Below are 21,160 nucleotides of genomic sequence, written 5' to 3'. Positions count from 1 at the left end.
TGTCACAGAAGCGCAGGCGACTCCCCCATCCGCTAATCTTCATGGTCGGACGATTTCAACACCCTGTCTTTCAAGATGGAAACGACCTGTGCATAGTACGGTTCGTTCCCATAATAATCACGCACGATTTCGAAGATTCCTGCCAACGAGAGGTCGAGTCTTTCCTTCTTGATTTTCTCACACCAAGGAAAAATCATCTGCTCCATCAGCCGCTTCTTCTCCCTCGTCATCTGCTCAGGCGGAATATCGACACATGACGTCAGGATGTCGAGGTAATTCTTGATGAATACCTCGGCGAAATTGTAGCCGGCAGGTTCGTGGTTTCCCGTCCCTTCAGCAAAAAATTGTCCCTCGATGATCGTGAACTCTGCCATCTGCTTGAGTATCTCCAACTGGAGGTACACCTGCGGCATACGCGTATCATCATACTTCTGCGGTTCTTCTATGCCAAGATAAAGGTCTCGCCGCATGACGACAGCAGTCAGCCACGTCATGGCGTAATTGAGCCTAGCGATGTATTCCAAAGCGCCCGCACCACGGTGCACATGCATCGGCATCGGATTCTGCGCCATATAGAAAAGTGCATCCCCGCGATTCTTTTTGATCGTATCAAGCAGGACATGCAGCGCGCCGTCACAGAAATAATCGTCATCGCCCGCGATGAGAACATATTCGCCGCGGCTCGCCTGCATGGCTCGATGGATGTTCCCTTCCGCACCGACATTCTTCTCGTTGCAGTGATAGCGAAGCTCCTTGTACATCTTCTGCATCTCTTGAACGAATGCTCGTGTGTCATCGGTCGAAGCATTGTCCGAGACGAGAACTTCGACTTGCGCAAGATTCCCGACCTGAGCCAGTACGCGCGGCAGTGATTCTGCAAGATACTGTCTGCGATTGTAGGTGATGAAGGCAATCGTCAACAGTTTTCTGGGAGGGAAGACCATCTCCTGCTCGTCCATACCGTAGGCGATCCGAATCCCCGCATCGCCTGCATGATCGACGGCCTCAGAAGAGATCCCCGCCTTCGTCGTGATGAGACAATCTACCTGCCGCAGCACCGGGACAGAAAGTCGCTCTTCCAACGGATGTGTCAGAACGAGCGGCGCCTCATCTCCTGCCGCTTCCAACGTCTCCTGCATGTACGATAGCGCAGCCGTTGTCTCCTGTCCTTCCCGTATGCCGAACAGCAAGGCTGTCTTATCCTCATGACGATAGGCCTTCAAATAATTCTCAAACACCCTTTGCCAGACCCGATCCGGCATATCAACGTCAGCGATGCAATAGTAAATCGCATATCCTTGTGCCTGCAGTTCCTTCATCGAGGCCGTCAATTCCGCATCTCGGGTCTCCTCTTGCACACCCTCGGCAAACTTATCGACAAAGCGGCGCACATCCTTTAGTTCCGACAGCAAGGACAAGATTTTTTCATCGGGCCAGTTCCACCACTTGATCTTCTGCAGCTTGTCGATGATTTCCTGCGGAAATCGATACTTGATGACGCGCGCCGGATTCCCCACGACGACGGCGTAGGGCGGCACATCCTTCGCCACGACAGCCCCCGCTCCAATGACGGCGCCGTTGCCAATGCGCACGCCGCCCATCAGCATCACATCGCAGCCAATCCAAACATCGTTGCCGATGACGATCTGATTGCGATTGACTCCCTTGGCAAGATTCAAGGTATCCCCATCGATCTGCAGCATATCATCGAAAGGATATGTCGTGACGCAGCGATAATCGTGATTGAGTCCCATCTCGAAAACAAGCCGATGTCCCAAAGCGCAATATCTGCCGATCAGAACGTGGCAGTCACAATTTCCATATTCCATGCTGGCGCCTACCAGATACGAACGCGCCCCTATCGTCACAAGCCTGTTCTTCTCACTCTCATCTTCAAAGATCCTTCGCTCTGTCGGAGAAAAGCTCTGCACCTCAATATTCTTTATCATTTTCCGGTCACCACGTCTTTCGCGTCCTTATCCATCTCCCATAGTCTCGTGCTGTGCAAGGATTGCAGGCAAAGGCTGAAACGTGTCTCCTGCTCCTTGCACACGAGAGCGTCGCTCTTCTGCGCCCTATGCCTGACCGTAAAGTCCCTCACTTCCCCTGCTGCTCGTTGCCGTATATGAGATAGAGGAGAGCCGATTCCAACTCACGGGCGCTCGTCTTCTGGCGCATGTTTCTCTCCTCAGCATTTTCTCTCATCATATCATAAACACGCGATAAAAACCAATTTTTTCTAGGAAATACCGCGCTTCTTCCTGCGATAGCCGAGCCACAGAACGAAGAGCCAAACGGGCAGGACGAGGACGGCAAACTGCATGTCGGGTATCTGCGTCATGAGGGCGTACATCATGATGAGGAACGCTAGGCAGATGTAGTTGACAACGGGAAAGAAGGGGGCACGGAATTTCGCCCTGCGTCCCTCTCTCGCATAGAGGCGACGGAATTTCAAATGCGTGATGACGATCGTGCCCCAGCTGATGATGACGGACGCCATGGCGATGGAGAGAAAGAGCATGAATACCTGTCCGGGGAACAGGTAGTTGAGGAGTACGGCGAGAAGCGTCACGCCCGAGGAGATGAGGATGCCGACGACGGGCACGCCCTGACGCGACAGACTCGCGAGAATTTTCGGCGCATCGCCGCCCGCAGCGAGTCCGTAGAGCATGCGTGAGTTGCTGTAGATCGCCGAGTTGTAGACGGATACCGCAGCGGTCAGGACGACGAAGTTCAGGATGTGCGCGGCGGCAGGGATGCCGACGTTCGAAAAGATCTGCACGAAGGGGCTTGCCTCCATGCCTACCTCGTCCCACGGCCAAAGCGCCATGAGCACCGCCATCGCGCCGACGTAAAAGATGAGAATGCGCCAGATGACCTGATTGATGGCGCGCGGAATCGAACGATCCGGGTCGGCGGCCTCTCCCGCCGTGATGCCGATCAGCTCGATGCCGCCGAAGGAAAACATGACGACGGTGATCGAGAGCAGCATGCCCCATACGCCATTCGGAAAGAAGCCGTCGTGCACCCAGAGGTTGGAGAAGTTCATCGGAAATGTCTCAGGGCGTGAAAAGACGAGGTACAGCCCGAGGACGATCATCGAGACGATGGCGGCGACCTTGACGATGGCAAGCCAGAATTCCATCTCGCCATAGGCCTTGACAGCCGCGAGGTTCAGCGCCGTGATGACGACGAGCGTGACGAGCGCCGAGAGCCACTGCGGCAGATCGGGCAGCCAGTAGTTCATGTAGATGCCGATGACGGAAAGCTCCGCCATGCTGACGATGACGTAGTTGAACCAGTAGTTCCAGCCCGAGAGGAAGCCCGGGAAAGCGCCCCAATACTTCGCGGCGTAGTGACTGAAGGAGCCGGACACCGGCTCCTCGACCGCCATCTCGCCAAGCATGCGCATGATGAGAAAGATGACGACGCCGCCCGTCAGATAGGCGAGCATGACGGAAGGTCCCGCAAGCTTGATCGTCGACGCCGAGCCGTAGAAAAGCCCCGTGCCGATGGCGCCGCCGAGCGCGATCATCTGCAGATGACGATTCTGCAGACCGCGCCGCATTTCTTTTTGTTTCTGCATGGTATCATATCACCTCAAAAAACTACACGCACAAACATCCACTTTGTGAACAAACGTGCGCCGCTCTCAACAAAAGTTACCCAATCCGTCTGCACCCTTCGAGTTTGACGTCTTGGACTTTCATAGAAAAATTGCTCTTTTTATTATAGACTGTGCATCCTGCTCTGTAAACAAAAACGGAATGATGCTATACTAGGGAAGTCCGAAGTGAGGAAGGAGAGGCAACTATGGCAGAAGAAATCCACCACGAAAACATCGACTACACGCTCTTTGAGAACATCAAGATGAAGATGCTCGGCATGATCAACAGCGCCGCCAGTCCCTATGACATCATCTATGAGATCGCCAAGGAGCTGGAATCCGTCACGCACGAGGCGGGCTATGCGCACGAGGTGCGCCAGGGGCTGCGCTCTGTCTACGGGCTTGCCATGCACGACCGAAAGCTCCTCGCCGACGAGCTTGCCGACGTCGAGGAGCGTTTGAAGCGCATCGAGGAATCGCACGAAACGGGCGACTTCACGGACGAGGAGAGGACGCGCATCGAGTTCGCCATCGTGCTGCACAAGAAGAACATCGAACGCCTCAAGGGCCTCATACAGCACGCCGAAGCCTTCCACGAGGAGCCGTATATCGAAAAGCTCTGACCGCGCGAAGGCGCACGCCATACGTTTTGTTTTCATAGGCGACGCACATACGAAAAGAGGACTGCCGCTTTCGCGTACAGTCCTCTTTCTATGTCGTTATTCCAAGACATAAACCTTGACCCAACGGCGGCCGAATTCCATCGCCTCACCGTAGGATTCCATACACAGGTCGATGCGCTCGCCATTGATGGCGCCGCCCGTGTCCCCTGCGATGGCCACACCGTAGCCCGGGATGTAGAGGCGTGTTCCCAAGGGAATCACGTCCGTATCCACAGCTACGACGCCCCGCTCTGCGAGCATACCGGAAGCCGTGATGCCATTGCCGCCGCCGTCGGTCGGCAGGTAGGCCGTCGCTTCCATATCGTACTCACGCACATAGCGCATAGCGCCGCGCGATGTTTCTACAGACTGGGCACGTCTTGCTGCTTCTTCTCTTTCTTTTTCTGCGACCAAATCGTGTATCTTGATGTTGAGATTCTTTTCAAGTCGTGTTGCCCCGTCCAGCTCCGCCGAGAAGCGGTCGCCGACGTATCCGTAGTCCTTGAGCACCTCGCCCACATTGCTGCGGGTCGTATAAACCTTCTGCCTGTCGCCTTCAAACTCAATGACGACCGGCACGGCACGTTGCACAATAATTTTTTCTTCTTTGTCCGATTTCTTTAACTGAAACTCATCCTTGTGCCTAATCTCAACGCCTGCCTGATGCAAAATCAGTTCCGGGCTTGAGTATCGGGTGCTTACCTCCAAAGTCTTGCCGTCGACGACGATGCTGACATTGCGCATCGCGTCCGTAAAACCTGTCGTGAATACGACTCCGAGGATCAACACCATGCAAAGTGCTAGTTTCCTTAAAGTCATTCAATCCCCCCTTAGAAATCTAACGACAGGCTCATTCTAGCACCTTTTTCCCCCTTTGTCAAGATATGCCCCACTTTGACAGAATTAACCACCATATTTAGGGAAAAGAGAAGTGGTGAAAGCCCTTTTGCGACAGGCTTTCACCACTTCTTTCTTTGTGTCATATTAAATCAAATTTTCTCTCAAATCCCGTACAGATCGCGCGTATTCTCGCGCGTCGCCCGTGCGAAGGCTTCAAGGCTCTCGCCGCGCAGTTCCGCCGCCTTCTTGGCGACGTAGAGTACATGGGCAGGCTCGTTGCGTTTGCCGCGAAACGGCATGGGAGAAAGGTAGGGGGAATCTGTCTCAACGAGAATGCGCTCCGCCGGCAGGCGCTGCACGATCTCGGGCAGCTTCGCGGCGTTCTTGTACGTCAAAGGCCCATCGATGCCGAAATACCAGTCGCCCTTCAAGAGCTCCGCCGCCATCTCCCAGCTTCCCGAGTAGCAGTGCAGCACGCCGCGAAGCCCTCTGCCCTCCGTCTTGAGGATCTTCATCATGTCGCCGTGTGCCTCGCGGTCGTGGATGCAGACGGGCAGCCTGAGCTGACGCGCGAGATCGAGCTGGCGCACGAAGATCGCACGCTGCAGCGCACGCTTCTCCTCGTCCTTCTCCCAATAATAGTCGAGCCCGATCTCGCCGATGGCGACGACCTTCTCCTGCGCCGCCCATGCGGCAAGCCGGTCGTCCGTCGCCGCCGTCATCGGCTCCACCTCCTCGGGATGGATGCCGACCGCCGCATAGACCGACTCAAACTCCTCCGTGAGCGCGACGCTCCGCGCCGAGGATTCGAGACTGTCGCCCATCGTGATGATCTTCACGACGCCAGCTGCCAGTGCACGCTCAACGACGGCGGCGCGATCATCCGCGAACTTCTCACCGTCGAGATGCGCGTGCGAATCGATGAGCTCCATCACTTCACCTTGCTCCCTGCGGATGCGGCAGGCTCGACGAGGTGCAGTCCGCTCTCGTCCGTCGTGCACAAGATCATGCCGTGCGAGCGGATACCGCGAATCTTCGCGGGCTTCAAGTTCGCGACGAGAACAACCTTCCTGCCGACAAGCTCGTCTGCCGCATAGAACTCGGCGATGCCCGAAACGACCTCGCGCTCCTCCGCGCCGAGGCTCACGGTAAGGCGCATAAGCTTCGCCGTATCGGGCACGCGCTCCGCCTTCCGAATCTCAGCGACGCGCAGATCGACGCGGTTGAAATCGTCAATCGTGATGACGCCGTCCGCAGGCGCAGCAACGTTCGTCTTTTCTGCTTTCCCCTGCTTTTTCTGCGCCCCTTGGGACTTTACGGCAGAGCCTTTCTTCCCCTGCACCGTAGGCTTTTCCTCCGCCTCAATCTCGATGCGCGGGAAAAGCTGCTCGGGGCTTCCCACATGCGTTCCCGCTAGGAAGCCGCCCCACGTGCGCACATCGGCAAAACGCACGCGAGAGAAGTCTCCCTCCATGCCGAGCTGATGCCAGATCTTCGCCGCCGTCTCGGGCATGAACGGCTCGATGAGTACGCTGATGCGGCGCAGGCTCTCGGCGAGATTGTAGAGCGTATTCGTCAGTTCCTGCTTCTTCGCAGCAGCATCCTTGGCAAGCGCCCACGGCATCGTCTCGTCGATGTACTTGTTCGCGCGGCTGATGAACGCCCACGTCGTCTTGATGGCGCTCTGCAGCTTCATCTCCTCCATCTCGCGCTCGTAGGCAGCGATTGCACTTTCCGCGTCCGCAAGGAAGGCGCGGTCGATCTCGCTCTCTCCCCGCGCCTCTTCCACGACGCCGTCTTGGAACTTGCCGATCATGTTCAGCGTGCGGTGCAGGAGGTTGCCAAGGTCATTCGCAAGGTCGGCATTGATGCGCGTAATGAGAGCGTCGCGCGAGAAATTGCCATCCTGCCCGAGGTTGATCTCGCGCAGCAGGAAGTAGCGGATGGCGTCAGCGCCGAACTCGTCGATGAGCTGCACGGGATCGACGACGTTGCCCTTCGACTTCGACATCTTGTCGCCGTCTACGATCAGCCAACCGTGGCCGTATACCATCTTCGGCAGCGGCAGATCGAGCGCCATGAGGATGCACGGCCAGATGATCGAATGGAAGCGCACGATCTCCTTGCCGACGAGGTGAACGTCGGCCGGCCAATACTTCTCAAATTTCTCGGGATCGTCCAAGAAGCCGATCGGCGTCAGGTAATTCGTCAGAGCGTCGAACCAAACGTAGATGACATGATCGGGTGCGATCGGCACGGGGATGCCCCAGTCGAACGACGTGCGCGAGATGCACAGATCTTCAAGCCCCTGCTTGATGAAGTTGATCATCTCGTTGCGCCTTGAGACGGGCTGTATGAAGTCGGGATTCTCCTCGATGTATGCGAGGACGCGGTCGGCATAGTGCGACATCTTGAAGAAATAGGCGTCTTCCTCGACCTCCGCCACCTCGCGCCCACAGTCGGGGCACTTGCCGTCCGCGAGCTGGCGCTCCGTCCAATAGCTCTCGCACGGCGTGCAGTAAAGCCCCTTGTACTTGCCCTTGTAGATGTCGCCCTTCTCGTAGATGCGGCGGAAGACCTCCTGCACGACGCGCTGGTGGCGCTCCTCGGTCGTGCGGATAAAATCGTCGTTCGAGATGTGGAGCTTCTGCCAAAGTCCCTGAAATCCCGCAACGATCTTGTCGACGTAGGCGATGGGCGTCACACCCTCCTCCTCTGCCTTCTGCTGGATCTTCTGCCCGTGCTCATCGCTTCCCGTGAGAAAGAACACATCGTGATCGGTCAGCCGCTTGAAGCGCGCGACAGCATCGGCAATCGTCGTGCAGTACGCGTGCCCGATATGCAGCTTCGCGCTCGGGTAGTAGATCGGCGTCGTTATGTAGAATGATTTCCTTGTCATCAAAAAAGCCTCCTCAACGGCATGATGCCGCATTTATATATCTTCCCTATTATAGAATAAATTTGTTCTCCTATGCAAGATTTTCAAGCTCCAAGCATTGAGAAAGCGCCGATACATTCAACCCTTCCTTGAAGATTCAGCTTCAAAGCACCTTCACTCTCGCTATGTCCTCTATCAAAAGTACAGTATCCTTCTGGCATGGATTTATTATTTCTTCTTAATTATTTCACTTGAAACATTCTCTTGAAAATGCTATACTGTAAGCAAAGGAAAAAGTATACATTTTAAGTCAAAAAATGTTTCTTCATGTAAATACTGTAAACCTGTAATAATCACTCAACTCTGCTTTTGCACGTTGAATGACTATTTCCCCGCAGTTGGCTGGCCTGCTTCTAAGGAGGAGATAGCTATGAAAGCCACAGGAATCGTCAGAAAAGTTGACGAACTCGGTCGTGTCGTCATACCGATCGAGCTGCGCCGCACGCTCGGCATCGCAGAGCGCGATGCCTTGGAGATCTACACCGATGAGGATCGCATCGTGCTCAGAAAGTACGAGCCAACCTGCACGTGCATCTTCTGCGGCAGTGTAGACGACGTGTCGCTCTTCAAGGGGCGCAACGTCTGCAAAAAGTGCGCGATGGATATGAAAAAGGAAGCCGTATAGGCCCCCTCCATCGAACGCAGCACCGAACGGCAAGACGTCGCGTTCGAACTGCATCATCCGACGCGAATACATGATTTCCTAAGCCGAAGGGGCTGTGCATGAATCAGATCCGATTCATGCACAGCCCCTCTTTCCTTATCCAAGACAGCATGCAGCATGAGAAAACTGCAAACTACACGCACAAACGTCCACTTTGTGGACATTGTACGCCGCCCTTACAGAAACCTAGCCAATCAGTCTGCGCCCTTCGGGCTTGACCTCTTGGGGTTTCATGGTAAAACTCTTGAGCACGACGATATTCCCGCCATTACCAGATCTTGCCCGCAAGGAACCAGAAGCGGCCGCGATCCATGTTCGATTTTTCGCCGCGAGGAAGGCCGATGCGGCGCGCATAGTCGACGCGAGCAAACCAGTCGGGCGCATTGTAGGCGAGTCCGAGACCCCATCCCTTGAGCGTCGTCGTGTCGCCATCGAAGGAACTGCGGCCGGCATCGAAGTAGGTGCTCGCGACGAGCCCCGGCACATCGGTGTAGTAGCGGAACTCAACCGTACCGAGTATCCCCTTGTCACCTGTTCCCGTACCCTGCGGATAGGCGCGTACGGCATTGGCGCCGCCCAGATACATCTGCTCGGAACTGTCGAGATTCTTCGACGCCATCTGCCCCGACAGCTTTACCATGACATCCGCCTGCTTGCCGAGCGACTGTACGGCTGTAACCTTGGCTTCCACCTTCGTGAAGCCGCCGTCCGTGCCCGCACTTTGCGCCAATCTCTTGGCATACCACGAATCCGCCGAAACCTTGCCCGCCGTCAGCACGAAATTGTAATTCAGCGAAAGGCCGTTCTTGCGGTCGCGCCAAAAACCTTCGACACCGGCATGGATACCGTGCGAGTGCTTCTCGCTGGCCGCCTGAGCGCCGAAAGCATCCATATCGTCTTTGAGCCTGCGGTAATCGTAGCCGTAGGTAAGGGCGAGCTTCTCATCCGTCGTATGGTATACCGGACGGCTGCCGTAGATGCTGATCGTGTCCGCCGTGCCGTGTGCTCCCAGACGCTTCAGCGGGCCGCTGACCTCATAGTCCATGCGGCTGTAGCCGATGCCGAGCGACGTGCCGCCGTGCCCGACGAGCGCTTCGTAGTTCACATAGTAGTTGTGCAGCGACTTGTTGGAAATCAAAGCGCCGACATTGACCTTCGATCCCATGCCGTCGACGTTGTAGATCGAATGCTGTGCGCCGTAGCGATAGCGTCCTGTGGACTCGCCGCCGTAGTTCTCTGCGTAGACGATGCTCGAAGAGGGCTTGCCGTCCTCGATATGCACGGTCACATCGCTCGTCCCGAACGATTTTCCCGCGCTGAGCGTGCCGACGGCGCGCGCGCCGCTGAAGTCGCTGATCGTGTAAAGCGCCGTTTCGAGATCCTTCGTGCGGATGATCTCGCCCTTCCTTAGCCCCGCAAGGAAGCCCTGCGCCGCTGCATCCTTGAATCGGCTCTTGTTGTCGAGCTTCACATCACCGTAACGGCCGGGGATGACCTTGATGATGACATTGCCGTCCTCAGACTCCTGTGCGGGCAGGTAGGCGGCAGCAGCCGGATAGCCATGGCTGCGGCAGTACGCTGTGATCTGATCCTGCAGGTCGTTGAGTCCCGCGAGCGTCGTCTCCTTGCCGATGCGCGCTAAGAGAATGTCGCGAACTTCGGCGTTGTTGAACTTGATCTCGTCCTCGACGTCGAGCTGGATGTTCTTCACGAGGAACTTCACTTCGTTCGTTGCCGTATTCTTCTTCATGTTGTTCTCGACGCCCGCCTCTACCCTAGGCAGCGTCCCTTCGATGTCCTGCCCGGGCTTTGAAAGCGAAGACGCGGCATACGCCGGCACCGCCGCCGTGCTCGCGAGAAGCCCCAAGAGCACCGCCCTCGTCAAAGTATGGTGCAGCTTGTTTTTCATGCCAATGATCTCCCTTGCTCTAAATTTATGGATATGCTGCTTCGTGCAGTCTTCCTCCTAAAATAGGAATCTGTCGGACGTATGCCCACCCGTTTGCAGGAAAAGCCAATCCATCAGACATAGCCTAGCTTTTTTTCTTTTTCGACATGCCCCTTTTGAAATCCTTCCCCCAGAAGCATTTATTGTGCCTCGCGCGGAATTTTAATCCGCTGCCATCCATGCATATCCTTCTGCGTATTTTGTATACAGTCGTTCCATTGACATGACTTTTCTCATGGTGTACGATGTAGGGGAAAAAGAAGTTTCCCCCAAGCAGGAGGCACAGGAATGAGCATACATGAAGAATGCGGCGTATTCGGCGCATTTTCCCCCGAGCCGGCGAACGTCGCCGCGATGACGTATTACGGACTCTACGCGCTGCAGCACCGCGGCCAGGAGAGCTGCGGCATCACCGTGAACGACGACGGCGTCTTTTCCTCGCACAAGGATCTCGGACTCGTCAACGACGTCTTTTCGCGCGAAATCCTCTCGCGCTTCCCCGAGGGCACGATGGCCGTCGGCCATGTGCGCTACGGCACGACGGGAGCGACGAGCCGCCGCAACTGTCAGCCGCTCGCCATCAACCACCAGAAGGGCAAGCTGGCGCTCGCACACAACGGCAACCTCAGCAACGCCGATGTCCTGCGCGACAAGCTCGAACTCGCGGGTGCAATCTTCCACACGACGATCGACACAGAGATCATCGCCTACCTCATCACGCAGGCACGGCTCAAGACTCCCTCCATCGAAGATGCGGTCAGTCAGACGATGAACCGCCTCGAAGGCGCTTATTCACTGTGTCTGATGTCGAGTGCCAAGCTCGTCGCCGTGCGCGACCCGCAGGGCTTCCGTCCGCTTTGCTACGGCAAGATGCCCGACGGCACCTGGATCGTCGCCTCCGAGAGCTGTGCGCTGAGCGCCGTCGGCGCCGAGTTCGAGCGCGACCTCTTGCCCGGCGAGATCCTCGTCTTCACGAAGGACGGCATGACGAGCCGCTTGGAACACTGTCATACGAAGCCTAGAAAATCGTGTGTCTTCGAGTACATCTACTTCGCACGTCCCGACTCCATCATCGACGGCGTTTCCATCCACGCGGCAAGGACGCGTGCCGGCGAGATCCTAGCCGCCAAGCATCCCGTCGACGCCGACGTCGTCATCGGCGTACCCGACTCGGGACTCGACGCGGCGCTCGGCTACAGCCGCGCCTCGGGCATCCCCTACGGCATCGGGCTCATCAAGAACAAGTACATCGGCCGCACCTTCATCGCACCTGGGCAGGAAAACCGCGTCGACAAGGTGCGCATCAAGCTCAATCCCATCGCCGAAACCGTCTACGGCAAAAGGGTCGTGCTCATCGACGACTCCATCGTGCGCGGCACGACGAGCAAGCGCATCACCGACCTCATCCGCAAGGCGGGTGCGAAGGAGATCCACCTGCGCATCTCCGCACCGCCGTTTCTCCATCCCTGCTATTACGGCACGGACATCGACTCTGCCGATCACCTCGTCGCCGCGCACCACACGCTTGAGGAAATCACGAAGATCGTTGGCGCCGACACCCTCGGCTACCTGCCGATCGAATCGCTGCCCGCACTCGCCGGCAACATCCCATGCTGCGACGCCTGCTTCAGCGGCGATTATCCGACGAGCATCCCGAAGAATACGAACAAAGACCGCTTCGAGAAGAAGCTCTCCGAAAGCGAAGGCTGAGGAATCCTCCCTCGAAAGCGCACAAAAAAACCGCTGCCAGGCAGCGGTTTTTTCATGCGTTCGGCGCATCAGGGCGCGGAAATCGCGGAGACGGGACAGCCTTCCGCACACGCACCGCACTCAATGCACTTCTCTTCGTCGATCACGTACTGGGACTCACCCTCCGAGATCGCCTCGACGGGACAGGTACCGGCGCACGAGCCGCACGAAATGCACTCTTCGCTAATCTTGTAAGCCATGACAGGACACCTCCTTTCGCAGCCGCGCTGCAAGCACGAGCTTTATCTTATCGCCTTCTCGCCTCTGCCGCACGACATAGGGAGACTGCTCATCTATCGGAAAAAAATCTCGTGTGGGACGTGTCCACTCCACCTCATAGAGGAATCCGAGCGCCTCAAGACGCTCTTTCGCCTCCTGCCAGGGAATGCCCAAAACATCGACTTCTTCCATCAGACTTCCATGATTTCCTTTTCCTTGACGACGCGTGCATCATCCACGGCCTTGATATACTTGTCGACAAGCTTCTGCATGTCGTCCTGGCCCTTCTTCGCATCGTCCTCGGTGATTTCCTTCGCCTTTTCGAGCTTCTTCATCTGCTCATTCGCATCGCGGCGAATGTTGCGGATCGCGACCTTCGCATCCTCCGTCTTCTTGTTCAGCGACTTCACGAGTTCCGTGCGGCGCTCCTGCGTGAGCTGCGGAATGGAGAGCCGTACCGCCGTGCCGTCGGAATTCGGCGTAAGCCCGAGATCGGACTTCATGATCGCCTTCTCGATGTCGTGCAGGATCGTCTTCTCCCAGGGCGTGATCATGAGCATGCGCGGCTCGGGCACGGCGATCGCCGCGACCTGGCTCACAGGCGTGGGCTGTCCGTAGTAGTCGACCATCACGCGATCGAGGAGCGCAGGGGTTGCGCGTCCGGCGCGCAGCGAACCAAAATCGCGGCGCAGCGCTTCGAGCGTTTTCTTCATGCGCTCTTCCTGCGCATGGAAAATATCCTTGATCATGCTTCCTCTCCCCCTACAATCGTGCCGATATCCTCGCCGACCGCAGCCTTGAGGATATTCTCATGCTTGTCAATATTGAATACGACAATGGGAATCTTGTTGTCCATGCAGAGACTCGTCGCCGTCGAGTCCATGACGGCGAGGCCGCGCTGCAGAACTTCAATGTACGCAAGACGCGTGAACCTCTTTGCTGCAGGGTTCTTACGCGGGTCGGAGTCGTAGACGCCGTCGACGCCCTTCTTCGCCATGAGGATGACGTCCGCCTCGATCTCGGCGGCGCGAAGAGCCGCGGTCGTATCCGTCGAGAAATACGGATTTCCCGTACCCGCCGCCAGGATCACGACGCGTCCCTTTTCGAGGTGACGCACGGCCTTGCGGCGAATGTACGGCTCAGCGATCTGACGCATCTCGATGGCGCTCTGCACGCGCGTATCGACGTCGATGTTCTCCAAAGAGCTTTGCAAGGCGAGCGAATTCATGACGGTCGCGAGCATTCCCATGTAATCCGCCTGCGCCCGATCCATTCCCTTGTCGCTTCCCGCAAGGCCGCGCCAGATATTGCCGCCGCCAACGACGACGGCGACATCAATGCCGTGCTCGCGCACCTTCTTGACCTCGGCCGCAATGGCGTCGACGGTCGGCAGGTCGATGCCGAAGCCCTGATCTCCTGCGAGAGATTCACCGCTGAGTTTCAAAACGACACGCTTGTAGCTGGCAATATCCAAAATGAACGTCCCCCTTGCAGAAGTATCTTCCCATCTCGTTGCTTCTCTTCCCTATTCGACGAAGCCGGAAATAATCCTCTTCGCTTTGCAGAAAATCGTCCTGCCGTTAGAGCTTCCTAAGGTGTTGTGCATTTGCGAGACAACTTCCTGAAAATGGCAGGAAAAAGCTGCCGCACAGAAACATTTTCCATCCATCGCCATGCAGCAGCTTTTCTTATTTCAAATCTCTTAGCCCTTGATCTGAGCAGCGACCTCAGCCGCGAAGTCCTCCGACTTCTTCTCAAGACCCTCGCCCAGTTCGAAGCGAACGAAGCGCTCGACCTTGACATCGCCGAGAATTTCCTGAACTTTCTTGTCCGGATCCTTGACGAAGGGCTGCTCCAGCAGGCAGACTTCCTGATAGAACTTGTTGATGCGACCCTCGACCATGCGCTCCACGATCTTTTCGGGCTTGCCCTCTTCGAGAGCCTGCGCACGCAGGACTTCCTTCTCGTGCTCAAGGTCTTCCGCCTTCACGCCCGAACGGTCGATCGCCGTCGGCGCAGACGCTGCAATGTGCATGGCGACGTCCTTGCCAATCTCCGCCGTGCCGCCCGAAAGGTCGACGAGCACGCCGATCTTGCCGCCCATGTGGATGTAGCTTGCAATGCGGCCCGAAGCGTTCTCATAGCGCTCGAAGCGGCGCAGCGAAATCTTCTCGCCGATGCTCGCGACGGCTTCCGTGACGATTTCCGCCACCGTCTTGCCTTCAAGCGTGCTCGCATTCAAGGCATCCACGTCGGCAGGATTCGTCTCTGCGATGTGCTTGGCGATCTTGTCGCAAAGCTCGTGGAACTTCTCCGTAACGGCGACAAAGTCCGTCTCGCAGTTGATCTCGACGAGCGCCGCGACCTTCGCATCGTCCGCAACGTAAGCTGCGACGACGCCCTCGGACGCGATGCGGCCGGCCTTCTTCTCAGCCTTCGCAATGCCCTTCTCGCGCAGGTAGTCGATCGCCTTGTCCATGTCGCCGTCGGTCTCCGTCAGCGCCTTCTTGCAGTCCATCATGCCTGCGCCCGTACGCTCGCGCAGCTCCTTGACCATCTTTGCGTCAATCTTTGCCATCTTGCGCCTCCTCGCCTGCACCTGCCTGACCCTGACGACCCTCGACGATGGCGCTCGCCATCGCGCTCGTCAAAAGGCGGACGGCACGGATCGCATCGTCGTTGCCCGGAATCACATAGTCGATCTCATCGGGATCGCAGTTCGTATCAACGATTGCGACGATGGGGATGTTGAGTTTTTTTGCCTCAGCGACGGCGATGCGCTCCTTGCGCGGGTCAACGACAAAGAGTGCGCCCGGCAGACGGTTCATCTCCTTGATGCCGCCGAGGAACTTCTCCAGCTTCGTCATCTCATGACGCAGCTGCAGGACTTCCTTCTTCGTCAGGACGTCAAACGTGCCGTCCTCTTCCATGCGCTCAAGATCCTTCAAGCGGCGGATGCGCTTCTGGATCGTCTGATAGTTCGTCAGCATGCCGCCGAGCCAACGCTCGTTGACATAGAACATCTCAGCCTTCGTCGCCTCTTCCTTCACAGCGTCCTGCGCCTGCTTCTTCGTGCCGACGAAGAGAACGCTCTTGCCCTCTTCCGCCAAGCTGCGAAGGAAGTTGTACGCCTCGTCAACCTTGCGCACGGTCTTCTGCAAATCAATGATGTAGATGCCGTTCCTCTCCGTGAAGATGTATTTCGCCATCTTCGGATTCCAACGGCGGGTCTGATGTCCGAAATGGACACCGGCCTCCAAAAGTTGTTTCATAGAAACTACTGCCATAATTGGTGCACCTCCTGTTTTTTCCTCCGCGCCCCTCATCCTCTGCACCACTCTCAAGGGAGCACAGGGCAGACGTCAGTGCGCGTGCGTTATATAGACACCGTGAAAAATTTTAGCATAGATGGGGTGGAAAAGCAAGTGGGAAAAGTATGAAGGAATCACTGGTAAATTTACGCGGCTCTTTTTTCTACTTCGGGAATCGTGTTGCACATGGTCACGCCGTCCTGTTCCGATCAACGGGGATGCTGCATTCATAGAGGTGCTCCGGTGCGATGTCTATATCGTCGCTCCAAATGACCGTGCCGTATAATGCTTTCGCGCGTAGGAAAAAAGGCAAGCTTTTCAGCGGGGCAAAGATTTCCTTTGCCAGCAGGGGGCGTGCGTCGTAAACACGCTGTGCGCCGCCTGTGAATGTGATGAGCAGGGTATAGTCATCCCGTGCTTTCACGTTTTCCACAATCCATACAGGCTGTCCCATGATGAAATCCTTTCTTTAGCGGAGTGGGGCGATCTTGTAAAGCGGCTGCTCGCTCATGGCAAGCTCCCAGTTGGCAAGAAGCTCATCGCGATGAATTTCTGTCCATGCGGCAATCAGTTTGACTTGCTTGCGTGGCATATCGCCTTCTATGAGATCGCCGTCCATATTAAAAACGGCATTGTTTCCTTGGTAGGTTGCGTGAAAATGAGGCGAGTTATGCTCGCCGTTGTTATACATACGAATGATAATTCCAAAGAACATTGAAATTGTTGGCATGTCGTTCCCCTTTCCCTATAGAAATCAGTTGCCCTAGGTGCGGCTCTTTTTTATGCCCTTTTTTGCGTGTCGGCAAAGGCTGTGGCGTGATGTGCTGGAATATGCTATACTTGATGCGTTGCCGCCCCTAGACATGGCAATGGAAAGGGGGTGCATGGACGAATGGAAAACATCGTCGCCACATTCCTTATCTCCGTCGCGGCAGGAATAGTCAGCTACTATCTCTGCAGATGGCTTGACGAGAGATTCTGAAGGCAACAAGCCTGAGCGTTAAGCCCTGCTCGCAATATGGGAATAGAAAAGCCCCCCAAGGCACAAACTCGGGGGGCTTTTTGCATGTCGGAATGGTATCGTCGCCACATTCCAGCCACCCTTAGTATAGCATATTCGCCCGTTTGTATGCAAGTTCTTCTTCGCCGCCTACGAGCGGCTCTTTTTTAGGTACATCCAGCATTGCCATCTTGGCACATCCTTTCCGCTCGCTCTGCGAACAACTTGTCTCAATCTTCTACATCAAATACAGCCATTGCCTGAAAAAGTCTCACCTCAGTTCATCCAATCTTTCTTTTGCATAATCAGCAGCTCTGCCCTGCATCTCATACGCTTTTGTAAAGCATTCCACTGCTTTTGCTGCATTTTGAGCAACCCCTTTGCCTTCCAGATAGCAATTGCCTAATTTGTAGTATCCCCAATCGCTGCCTGCTTCTGCCGCTTTTTTGAACCAATCATAAGCTTTTCTAAACCATATATTTGCCTCGTTATAATTCTCGCGCCCATCAAAAATCATGCCTATTGAATACGCCGCATCACCTGCACGCGTTCCCCCTATTTCATATGCTTTTAAATAATACTCTATTGCCTTATCTTTGTCTTCCGTGGTACCTTTTCCATCCGCATAGTTATCTGCTAAAAAAATCCACCCCCAATCATTTCCCGCTTCGCCAGACTTCCTGAACCATTCATTTGCTTTTTTGTATTCCTCCTTATTATCAAAAATAATTCCTAAATCGCATGCCGCATCGCCTGCCCGAAATCCCTGCATTTCATATACTTTTTGGTAACACCGTATGGCCTCTTTCTCACATGCGATATCGCCTTCACCCTCCCCATAAATCTTTCCCAACTTATACCATCCCTCATCACATCCCGCTTCAGCAAGCTTCTTAAACCACCCAGCAGCCTTCTTATATTTGCCTTGTACCTTGAACAAATTGCCCAACTCTCTCGTCGAATCCCAAAAGCCCGCTTCTGCGGCCGTTCTCCAATAATATATCGTTTTTTGCTCATCACACCTTGTCCCGTAGCCATGCAAAAACATACCCGCCACTTCATGACGTGCAAACACATCACCTTGCTCTGCAAGCTCATATACGCGAGGAAACCGCTCTTCCAATACCGCCGTCTTTTGCTCATCATCCGCCCGGGATTCTGCCTCATACAGCTGTGCCAGTACATCCCCGGCATCTGCGCCTTTCCATCCCCAATCCGGATCATAATAATATCGGGCAAGAACATACATTGCACGGGCATTGCCTGCTTTCGCCAATTCTTCAAAAAGCTCCTCGGCTTCATCCAGTTGATAAGCGATATACAGTCGCTCCGCTTCCTGCAGCTTCTCATTTGGCATCGTTAGAAGAGGCTCGTCTTCCGACTGTACATCGCTTAAAAGCCCCGCAAGCTCTGCCTGCTGCAAATCAAACAACAATTCCATTACAAGGTCATAGATTTCCACTTCGCTATCAAGGTTGACGCCCATTCTCTCGGCCAGATATTTCAGCAGCAATTCAACGCGAATCTGCCTTTCGTCTGCCTTTACAGCGCTTTTTTCGAGATACTCCCTGACCGTATCCACGATATAGTTTTCTTCCCGCTGTAACGCTTCCATCTTTCTTAGCGCGCCAAATGCCAGCAGCCAATCAGAATCATCCGCAGGCACTATTTGCCGCTCGCCCAGCAATTTCCCCTGCAATGCCCCATCTTCTGCAATTTCCTGCAAAACTGCCAGGAAATTCACCTTGCCCCGCGGTTGTATATGGACCGATCCCATGGCTGTTTTGAGCAAAAGCAGCTCAGAAGTGCTCCATTCCCCTTTTGTGATTTCGTAAAAGTCCCGCACGAGGCAGACAATTTTTCCCGTCTCGTCCAAATCACAGTATTCGATTCCCTCAAAGGCTTGATATTCAATGGAATTCTGCCATGTGAGCAGATTTACATTGCGCTCCACCTTCTCCAAGCGCGTTTCCAGGCGCACGAGTTCACTTTTATTATGGCGCAGGAATTTTGCCAAGCCTTCATAAATGTTTTCAATCTCTTCGCCCACCCGATGCAGCGAAGCATTGAGCTTATTGTTTACCGCCGTGATGAGGTCGAACGTCATCAGGTTTTGTTCTGCCAGCTTCTGCAGTGTTTGCTGCGCTGCATACTGCGCCGCAGCACGGCTGCTGTTGATCTTGTCCTGCAATTTTGCGTTACTGCCTGTAATTCCACCCAAGAAACGCCTAAAAAAGTCTTTGCTGGAAAGCTCCTGCGCAGCATCATCCGCTTTCGTCATTGCCTCAATGCTTGCAAAAACAAGGCGGTTGATTGCCTGCCGATTGTCTTTATGTCCCTCAATCAGATGCTCGATCTCTGCCTCCAAAGCTATTTTCTCTTCCCTCGTCAAGACATCGGTTTCTATGAGGCACAACTCACTTGCCATTTTCATTTTCCTCCCCAAATTTCTTCAATTCTGCTTGATACGCTGCGATTTTTTCATCATGCAGATGCTGTTTTGCCGCAAATTCTTTTTCTTCCGCAGCCATCTGGGCAAGGCTTTCTCCTTGCTGTGCCGAGATGATATTCATCTGATTCCCCACGTACCTTGCTTTTTTCGCTGCACGCTCGGACACTTCTCTGCTCAAAAGGCGCTGTCCCATCTCAACAGGCTTCCATTCTTTTTGTGCGCAGGAATTCTGCCCCCTCTGTCCACCTGCAGCCAATGTCAGGACGCGGCCCATTCCTTCCATAAACTTCTCCGGCTTCGGCAAACGAACGTGTACACGCCAACGGACAATATTTTCTATATGCTCGGTCAAGAGGGTATCAGCAAATTGCACACGATCTGGACTCGCATACATCTCCAAAAGTTTTTCTCCGCCTATGCCCTTTTTCTTGCCTCCGCCCAATGCGACATTCAGATCCTCGACCACCAAATCCAGCTCCTCCTGAGACAGCAAATATTGCTGCGCCAAAGGAATCAAGCGTTCATCAAGAATCCGCACCATTTCCCAAGCATCTTCCTCAACGAAGTGATTTGTCGCCGTACTCGTCGCCATAGTGCCAAGTGTGCCGCCGACAAGACCAGCGCCCAGAACGATTGCCGTCGATGCGCCTCCACTTGCTGCCGAAGCCACCCCTTGGACGAGAAAAGTTCCTAAGTAGCCGCCGCCTATACCGCCCGCAAGATTTGTCATATTTTTAAAGAGCTGTTTTGCGGAAATCCTACCGCGGAAACAATTCGTAATATCACCTGCCGACATGGCCAACATCATCGCACCGGCGGCAATCGCGTTACTGCGCAAAAGCTTCGCCAAATCTTTCGTGGCTGCACCGCCATAGACAGCGGCTCCCTTGTGCATAGAGTCGAGCAGCGATTTACGGACGCTGCTCGGCAGAAGGCGCACCACTCCTATCGATGGATTCAGCAAAGCGCGGTTCAGTCCCGTACGGGTCAATTGCGATGTCAGCATAGAGGCTGCAAATGCCATCCCTCCCATCTGCAAACCATTGTACATGGCAATATCGACAGCTTTTTCTACATCCTCGCCTGCCCATATAGCTTTAGCAAAGGAAAGGATCGCCGATATGCCCATGCTGCTCCTGGCGACGACCATGCCATGCGCCGCATCAAAGGAGAGCGATTCCACCGTACCTGCCCGCGCTATATTGCAGGCTGTCTTGTAGTCCACATTTCCTTTGCGCACAAACTGCCGTGCTGCCCTCGGGTCATCCACCCCGGCTACTTGTCCTTCAGCAATTTTCTCTTCCATACAGCGAATCGAAGCTTGATATTGGTCGCTCGGCACTTCGAGCTGCATCGGCTTTCCCTGTGCATCCAAATAGCGATACTTCCCGTTGCGAAAAGCCGCATCTACTGTCGCTTGGGCATTTGCACAATACTTCGTCTGGATGAGTTGTCCGTCCACCATGCGATCCGGTCCATTCTTGGCATTATCATCCCCAAGAATCCACGCGTCTTTCCCAGACAGTTTGTCGATAAGGTCATTCACCTGTTCTGCAGCATAACCATGCCCTTGCCGCGCATTGAAACGGCCAAGACGGTCGCCATGCGCAGCGCTTTCCATAGCGGCATTGAATCCGGCAGCATTGCCGCCTTCTTTCTCTTCGCCCTGCAGCCTTTGTCGAATACTCGCCTCGCGCCGATTTTCATAATCGTTTCCCATATCCATCTCTCCCAAACTATTTAAGCAGCTTTTAGTTTTATTATACAACA

Annotated in this window: 19 protein-coding genes; 3 read left to right on the top strand and 16 right to left on the bottom strand. The window is 55.0% G+C overall.

Annotated features, from left to right (window positions below; genetic code table 11):
• Positions 1-32 precede the first annotated feature (32 nt).
• Together SELSP_RS12565 and SELSP_RS02630 are read right to left on the bottom strand one after the other, a co-directional pair.
• Positions 33-1,949 (bottom strand): glycosyltransferase, encoded by a 1,917-nt coding sequence (locus SELSP_RS12565; RefSeq protein ID WP_006193476.1) that lies wholly within the window; start codon positions 1,947-1,949, stop codon positions 33-35.
• A gap of 290 nt (positions 1,950-2,239) precedes the next feature.
• Complete coding sequence (locus SELSP_RS02630) at positions 2,240-3,586, bottom strand: amino acid permease (RefSeq protein ID WP_006193478.1); 1,347 nt, start codon at positions 3,584-3,586, stop codon at positions 2,240-2,242.
• A 227-nt stretch (positions 3,587-3,813) separates the two neighbouring features.
• Here SELSP_RS02630 and SELSP_RS02625 point away from each other — a divergent pair, with 227 nt between their 5' ends.
• Entirely contained in the window at positions 3,814-4,230 is a 417-nt protein-coding gene (locus SELSP_RS02625; protein WP_006193480.1) for a hypothetical protein, read from the top strand.
• A gap of 96 nt (positions 4,231-4,326) precedes the next feature.
• Here the strand turns inward: SELSP_RS02625 and SELSP_RS02620 are convergent, their stop codons facing one another.
• The 3 genes from SELSP_RS02620 to metG form a co-directional block, all read right to left on the bottom strand.
• On the bottom strand, positions 4,327-5,061 hold the full coding sequence (locus SELSP_RS02620) for a G5 and 3D domain-containing protein (protein ID WP_006193481.1): 735 nt from the start codon (positions 5,059-5,061) through the stop codon (positions 4,327-4,329).
• Between the two features lie 209 nt (positions 5,062-5,270).
• A complete protein-coding gene (locus tag SELSP_RS02615) occupies positions 5,271-6,041 on the bottom strand; it encodes a TatD family hydrolase (protein ID WP_006193482.1) in 771 nt (256 codons plus the stop codon).
• Positions 6,041-8,008, bottom strand: a complete 1,968-nt coding sequence (metG, locus tag SELSP_RS02610) for a methionine--tRNA ligase (RefSeq protein ID WP_013740605.1) — start codon at positions 8,006-8,008, stop codon at positions 6,041-6,043. Before metG ends, SELSP_RS02615 begins: the two co-directional genes overlap by 1 nt.
• A 409-nt stretch (positions 8,009-8,417) precedes the next feature.
• On the opposite strand from metG, the gene SELSP_RS02605 reads away from it, so the two are divergent.
• Positions 8,418-8,672, top strand: coding sequence for an AbrB/MazE/SpoVT family DNA-binding domain-containing protein (locus SELSP_RS02605; RefSeq protein WP_006193484.1), 255 nt, complete (start codon positions 8,418-8,420; stop codon positions 8,670-8,672).
• Positions 8,673-8,979: 307 nt separating this feature from the next.
• On the opposite strand, the gene SELSP_RS02600 is transcribed toward SELSP_RS02605, so the two are convergent.
• Positions 8,980-10,620: a ShlB/FhaC/HecB family hemolysin secretion/activation protein gene (locus SELSP_RS02600; RefSeq protein WP_006193486.1), complete on the bottom strand. Its 1,641-nt coding sequence runs from the start codon at positions 10,618-10,620 to the stop codon at positions 8,980-8,982.
• Between the two features lie 327 nt (positions 10,621-10,947).
• Here SELSP_RS02600 and purF point away from each other — a divergent pair, with 327 nt between their 5' ends.
• Entirely contained in the window at positions 10,948-12,369 is a 1,422-nt protein-coding gene (gene purF / locus SELSP_RS02595; RefSeq protein WP_006193489.1) for an amidophosphoribosyltransferase, read from the top strand.
• 68 nt (positions 12,370-12,437) lie between these two features.
• On the opposite strand, the gene SELSP_RS02590 is transcribed toward purF, so the two are convergent.
• From SELSP_RS02590 to SELSP_RS02545, 10 genes are all read right to left on the bottom strand, one after another.
• Positions 12,438-12,608, bottom strand: coding sequence for a DUF362 domain-containing protein (locus SELSP_RS02590; RefSeq protein ID WP_006193490.1), 171 nt, complete (start codon positions 12,606-12,608; stop codon positions 12,438-12,440).
• Positions 12,592-12,819 carry a PASTA domain-containing protein gene (locus SELSP_RS02585; RefSeq protein WP_006193491.1) on the bottom strand — a complete coding sequence of 76 codons (228 nt, stop codon included), beginning with the start codon at positions 12,817-12,819 and terminating at the stop codon, positions 12,592-12,594. Before SELSP_RS02585 ends, SELSP_RS02590 begins: the two co-directional genes overlap by 17 nt.
• Positions 12,819-13,376 (bottom strand): ribosome recycling factor, encoded by a 558-nt coding sequence (gene frr / locus SELSP_RS02580; RefSeq protein WP_006193492.1) that lies wholly within the window; start codon positions 13,374-13,376, stop codon positions 12,819-12,821. The genes SELSP_RS02585 and frr overlap by 1 nt, the downstream gene beginning before the upstream one ends.
• Positions 13,373-14,101 carry a UMP kinase gene (gene pyrH / locus SELSP_RS02575; protein WP_006193494.1) on the bottom strand — a complete coding sequence of 243 codons (729 nt, stop codon included), beginning with the start codon at positions 14,099-14,101 and terminating at the stop codon, positions 13,373-13,375. The genes frr and pyrH overlap by 4 nt, the downstream gene beginning before the upstream one ends.
• 228 nt (positions 14,102-14,329) lie before the next feature.
• Entirely contained in the window at positions 14,330-15,205 is an 876-nt protein-coding gene (tsf, locus tag SELSP_RS02570; RefSeq protein WP_006193496.1) for a translation elongation factor Ts, read from the bottom strand.
• The gene (rpsB, locus tag SELSP_RS02565; protein WP_013740604.1) at positions 15,192-15,914 is read right to left on the bottom strand and encodes a 30S ribosomal protein S2; all 723 of its coding nucleotides are present in this window, start codon (positions 15,912-15,914) and stop codon (positions 15,192-15,194) included. Before rpsB ends, tsf begins: the two co-directional genes overlap by 14 nt.
• A gap of 214 nt (positions 15,915-16,128) precedes the next feature.
• A complete protein-coding gene (locus SELSP_RS02560; protein ID WP_232362379.1) occupies positions 16,129-16,371 on the bottom strand; it encodes a DUF2442 domain-containing protein in 243 nt (80 codons plus the stop codon).
• 36 nt (positions 16,372-16,407) lie between these two features.
• Entirely contained in the window at positions 16,408-16,668 is a 261-nt protein-coding gene (locus tag SELSP_RS02555) for a DUF4160 domain-containing protein (RefSeq protein ID WP_013740603.1), read from the bottom strand.
• Between the two features lie 541 nt (positions 16,669-17,209).
• Entirely contained in the window at positions 17,210-19,366 is a 2,157-nt protein-coding gene (locus tag SELSP_RS02550; protein WP_006193503.1) for a tetratricopeptide repeat protein, read from the bottom strand.
• A complete protein-coding gene (locus SELSP_RS02545) occupies positions 19,356-21,110 on the bottom strand; it encodes a hypothetical protein (protein WP_013740602.1) in 1,755 nt (584 codons plus the stop codon). Before SELSP_RS02545 ends, SELSP_RS02550 begins: the two co-directional genes overlap by 11 nt.
• Positions 21,111-21,160 lie beyond the last annotated feature (50 nt).

The sequence above is a fragment of the Selenomonas sputigena ATCC 35185 genome, assembly GCF_000208405.1.
GTDB classification, from domain to species: Bacteria; Bacillota; Negativicutes; order Selenomonadales; family Selenomonadaceae; genus Selenomonas; species Selenomonas sputigena.
Note: the sequence above shows the minus strand (reverse complement) of the source record. Positions and strands in the feature narration are given on the sequence as shown.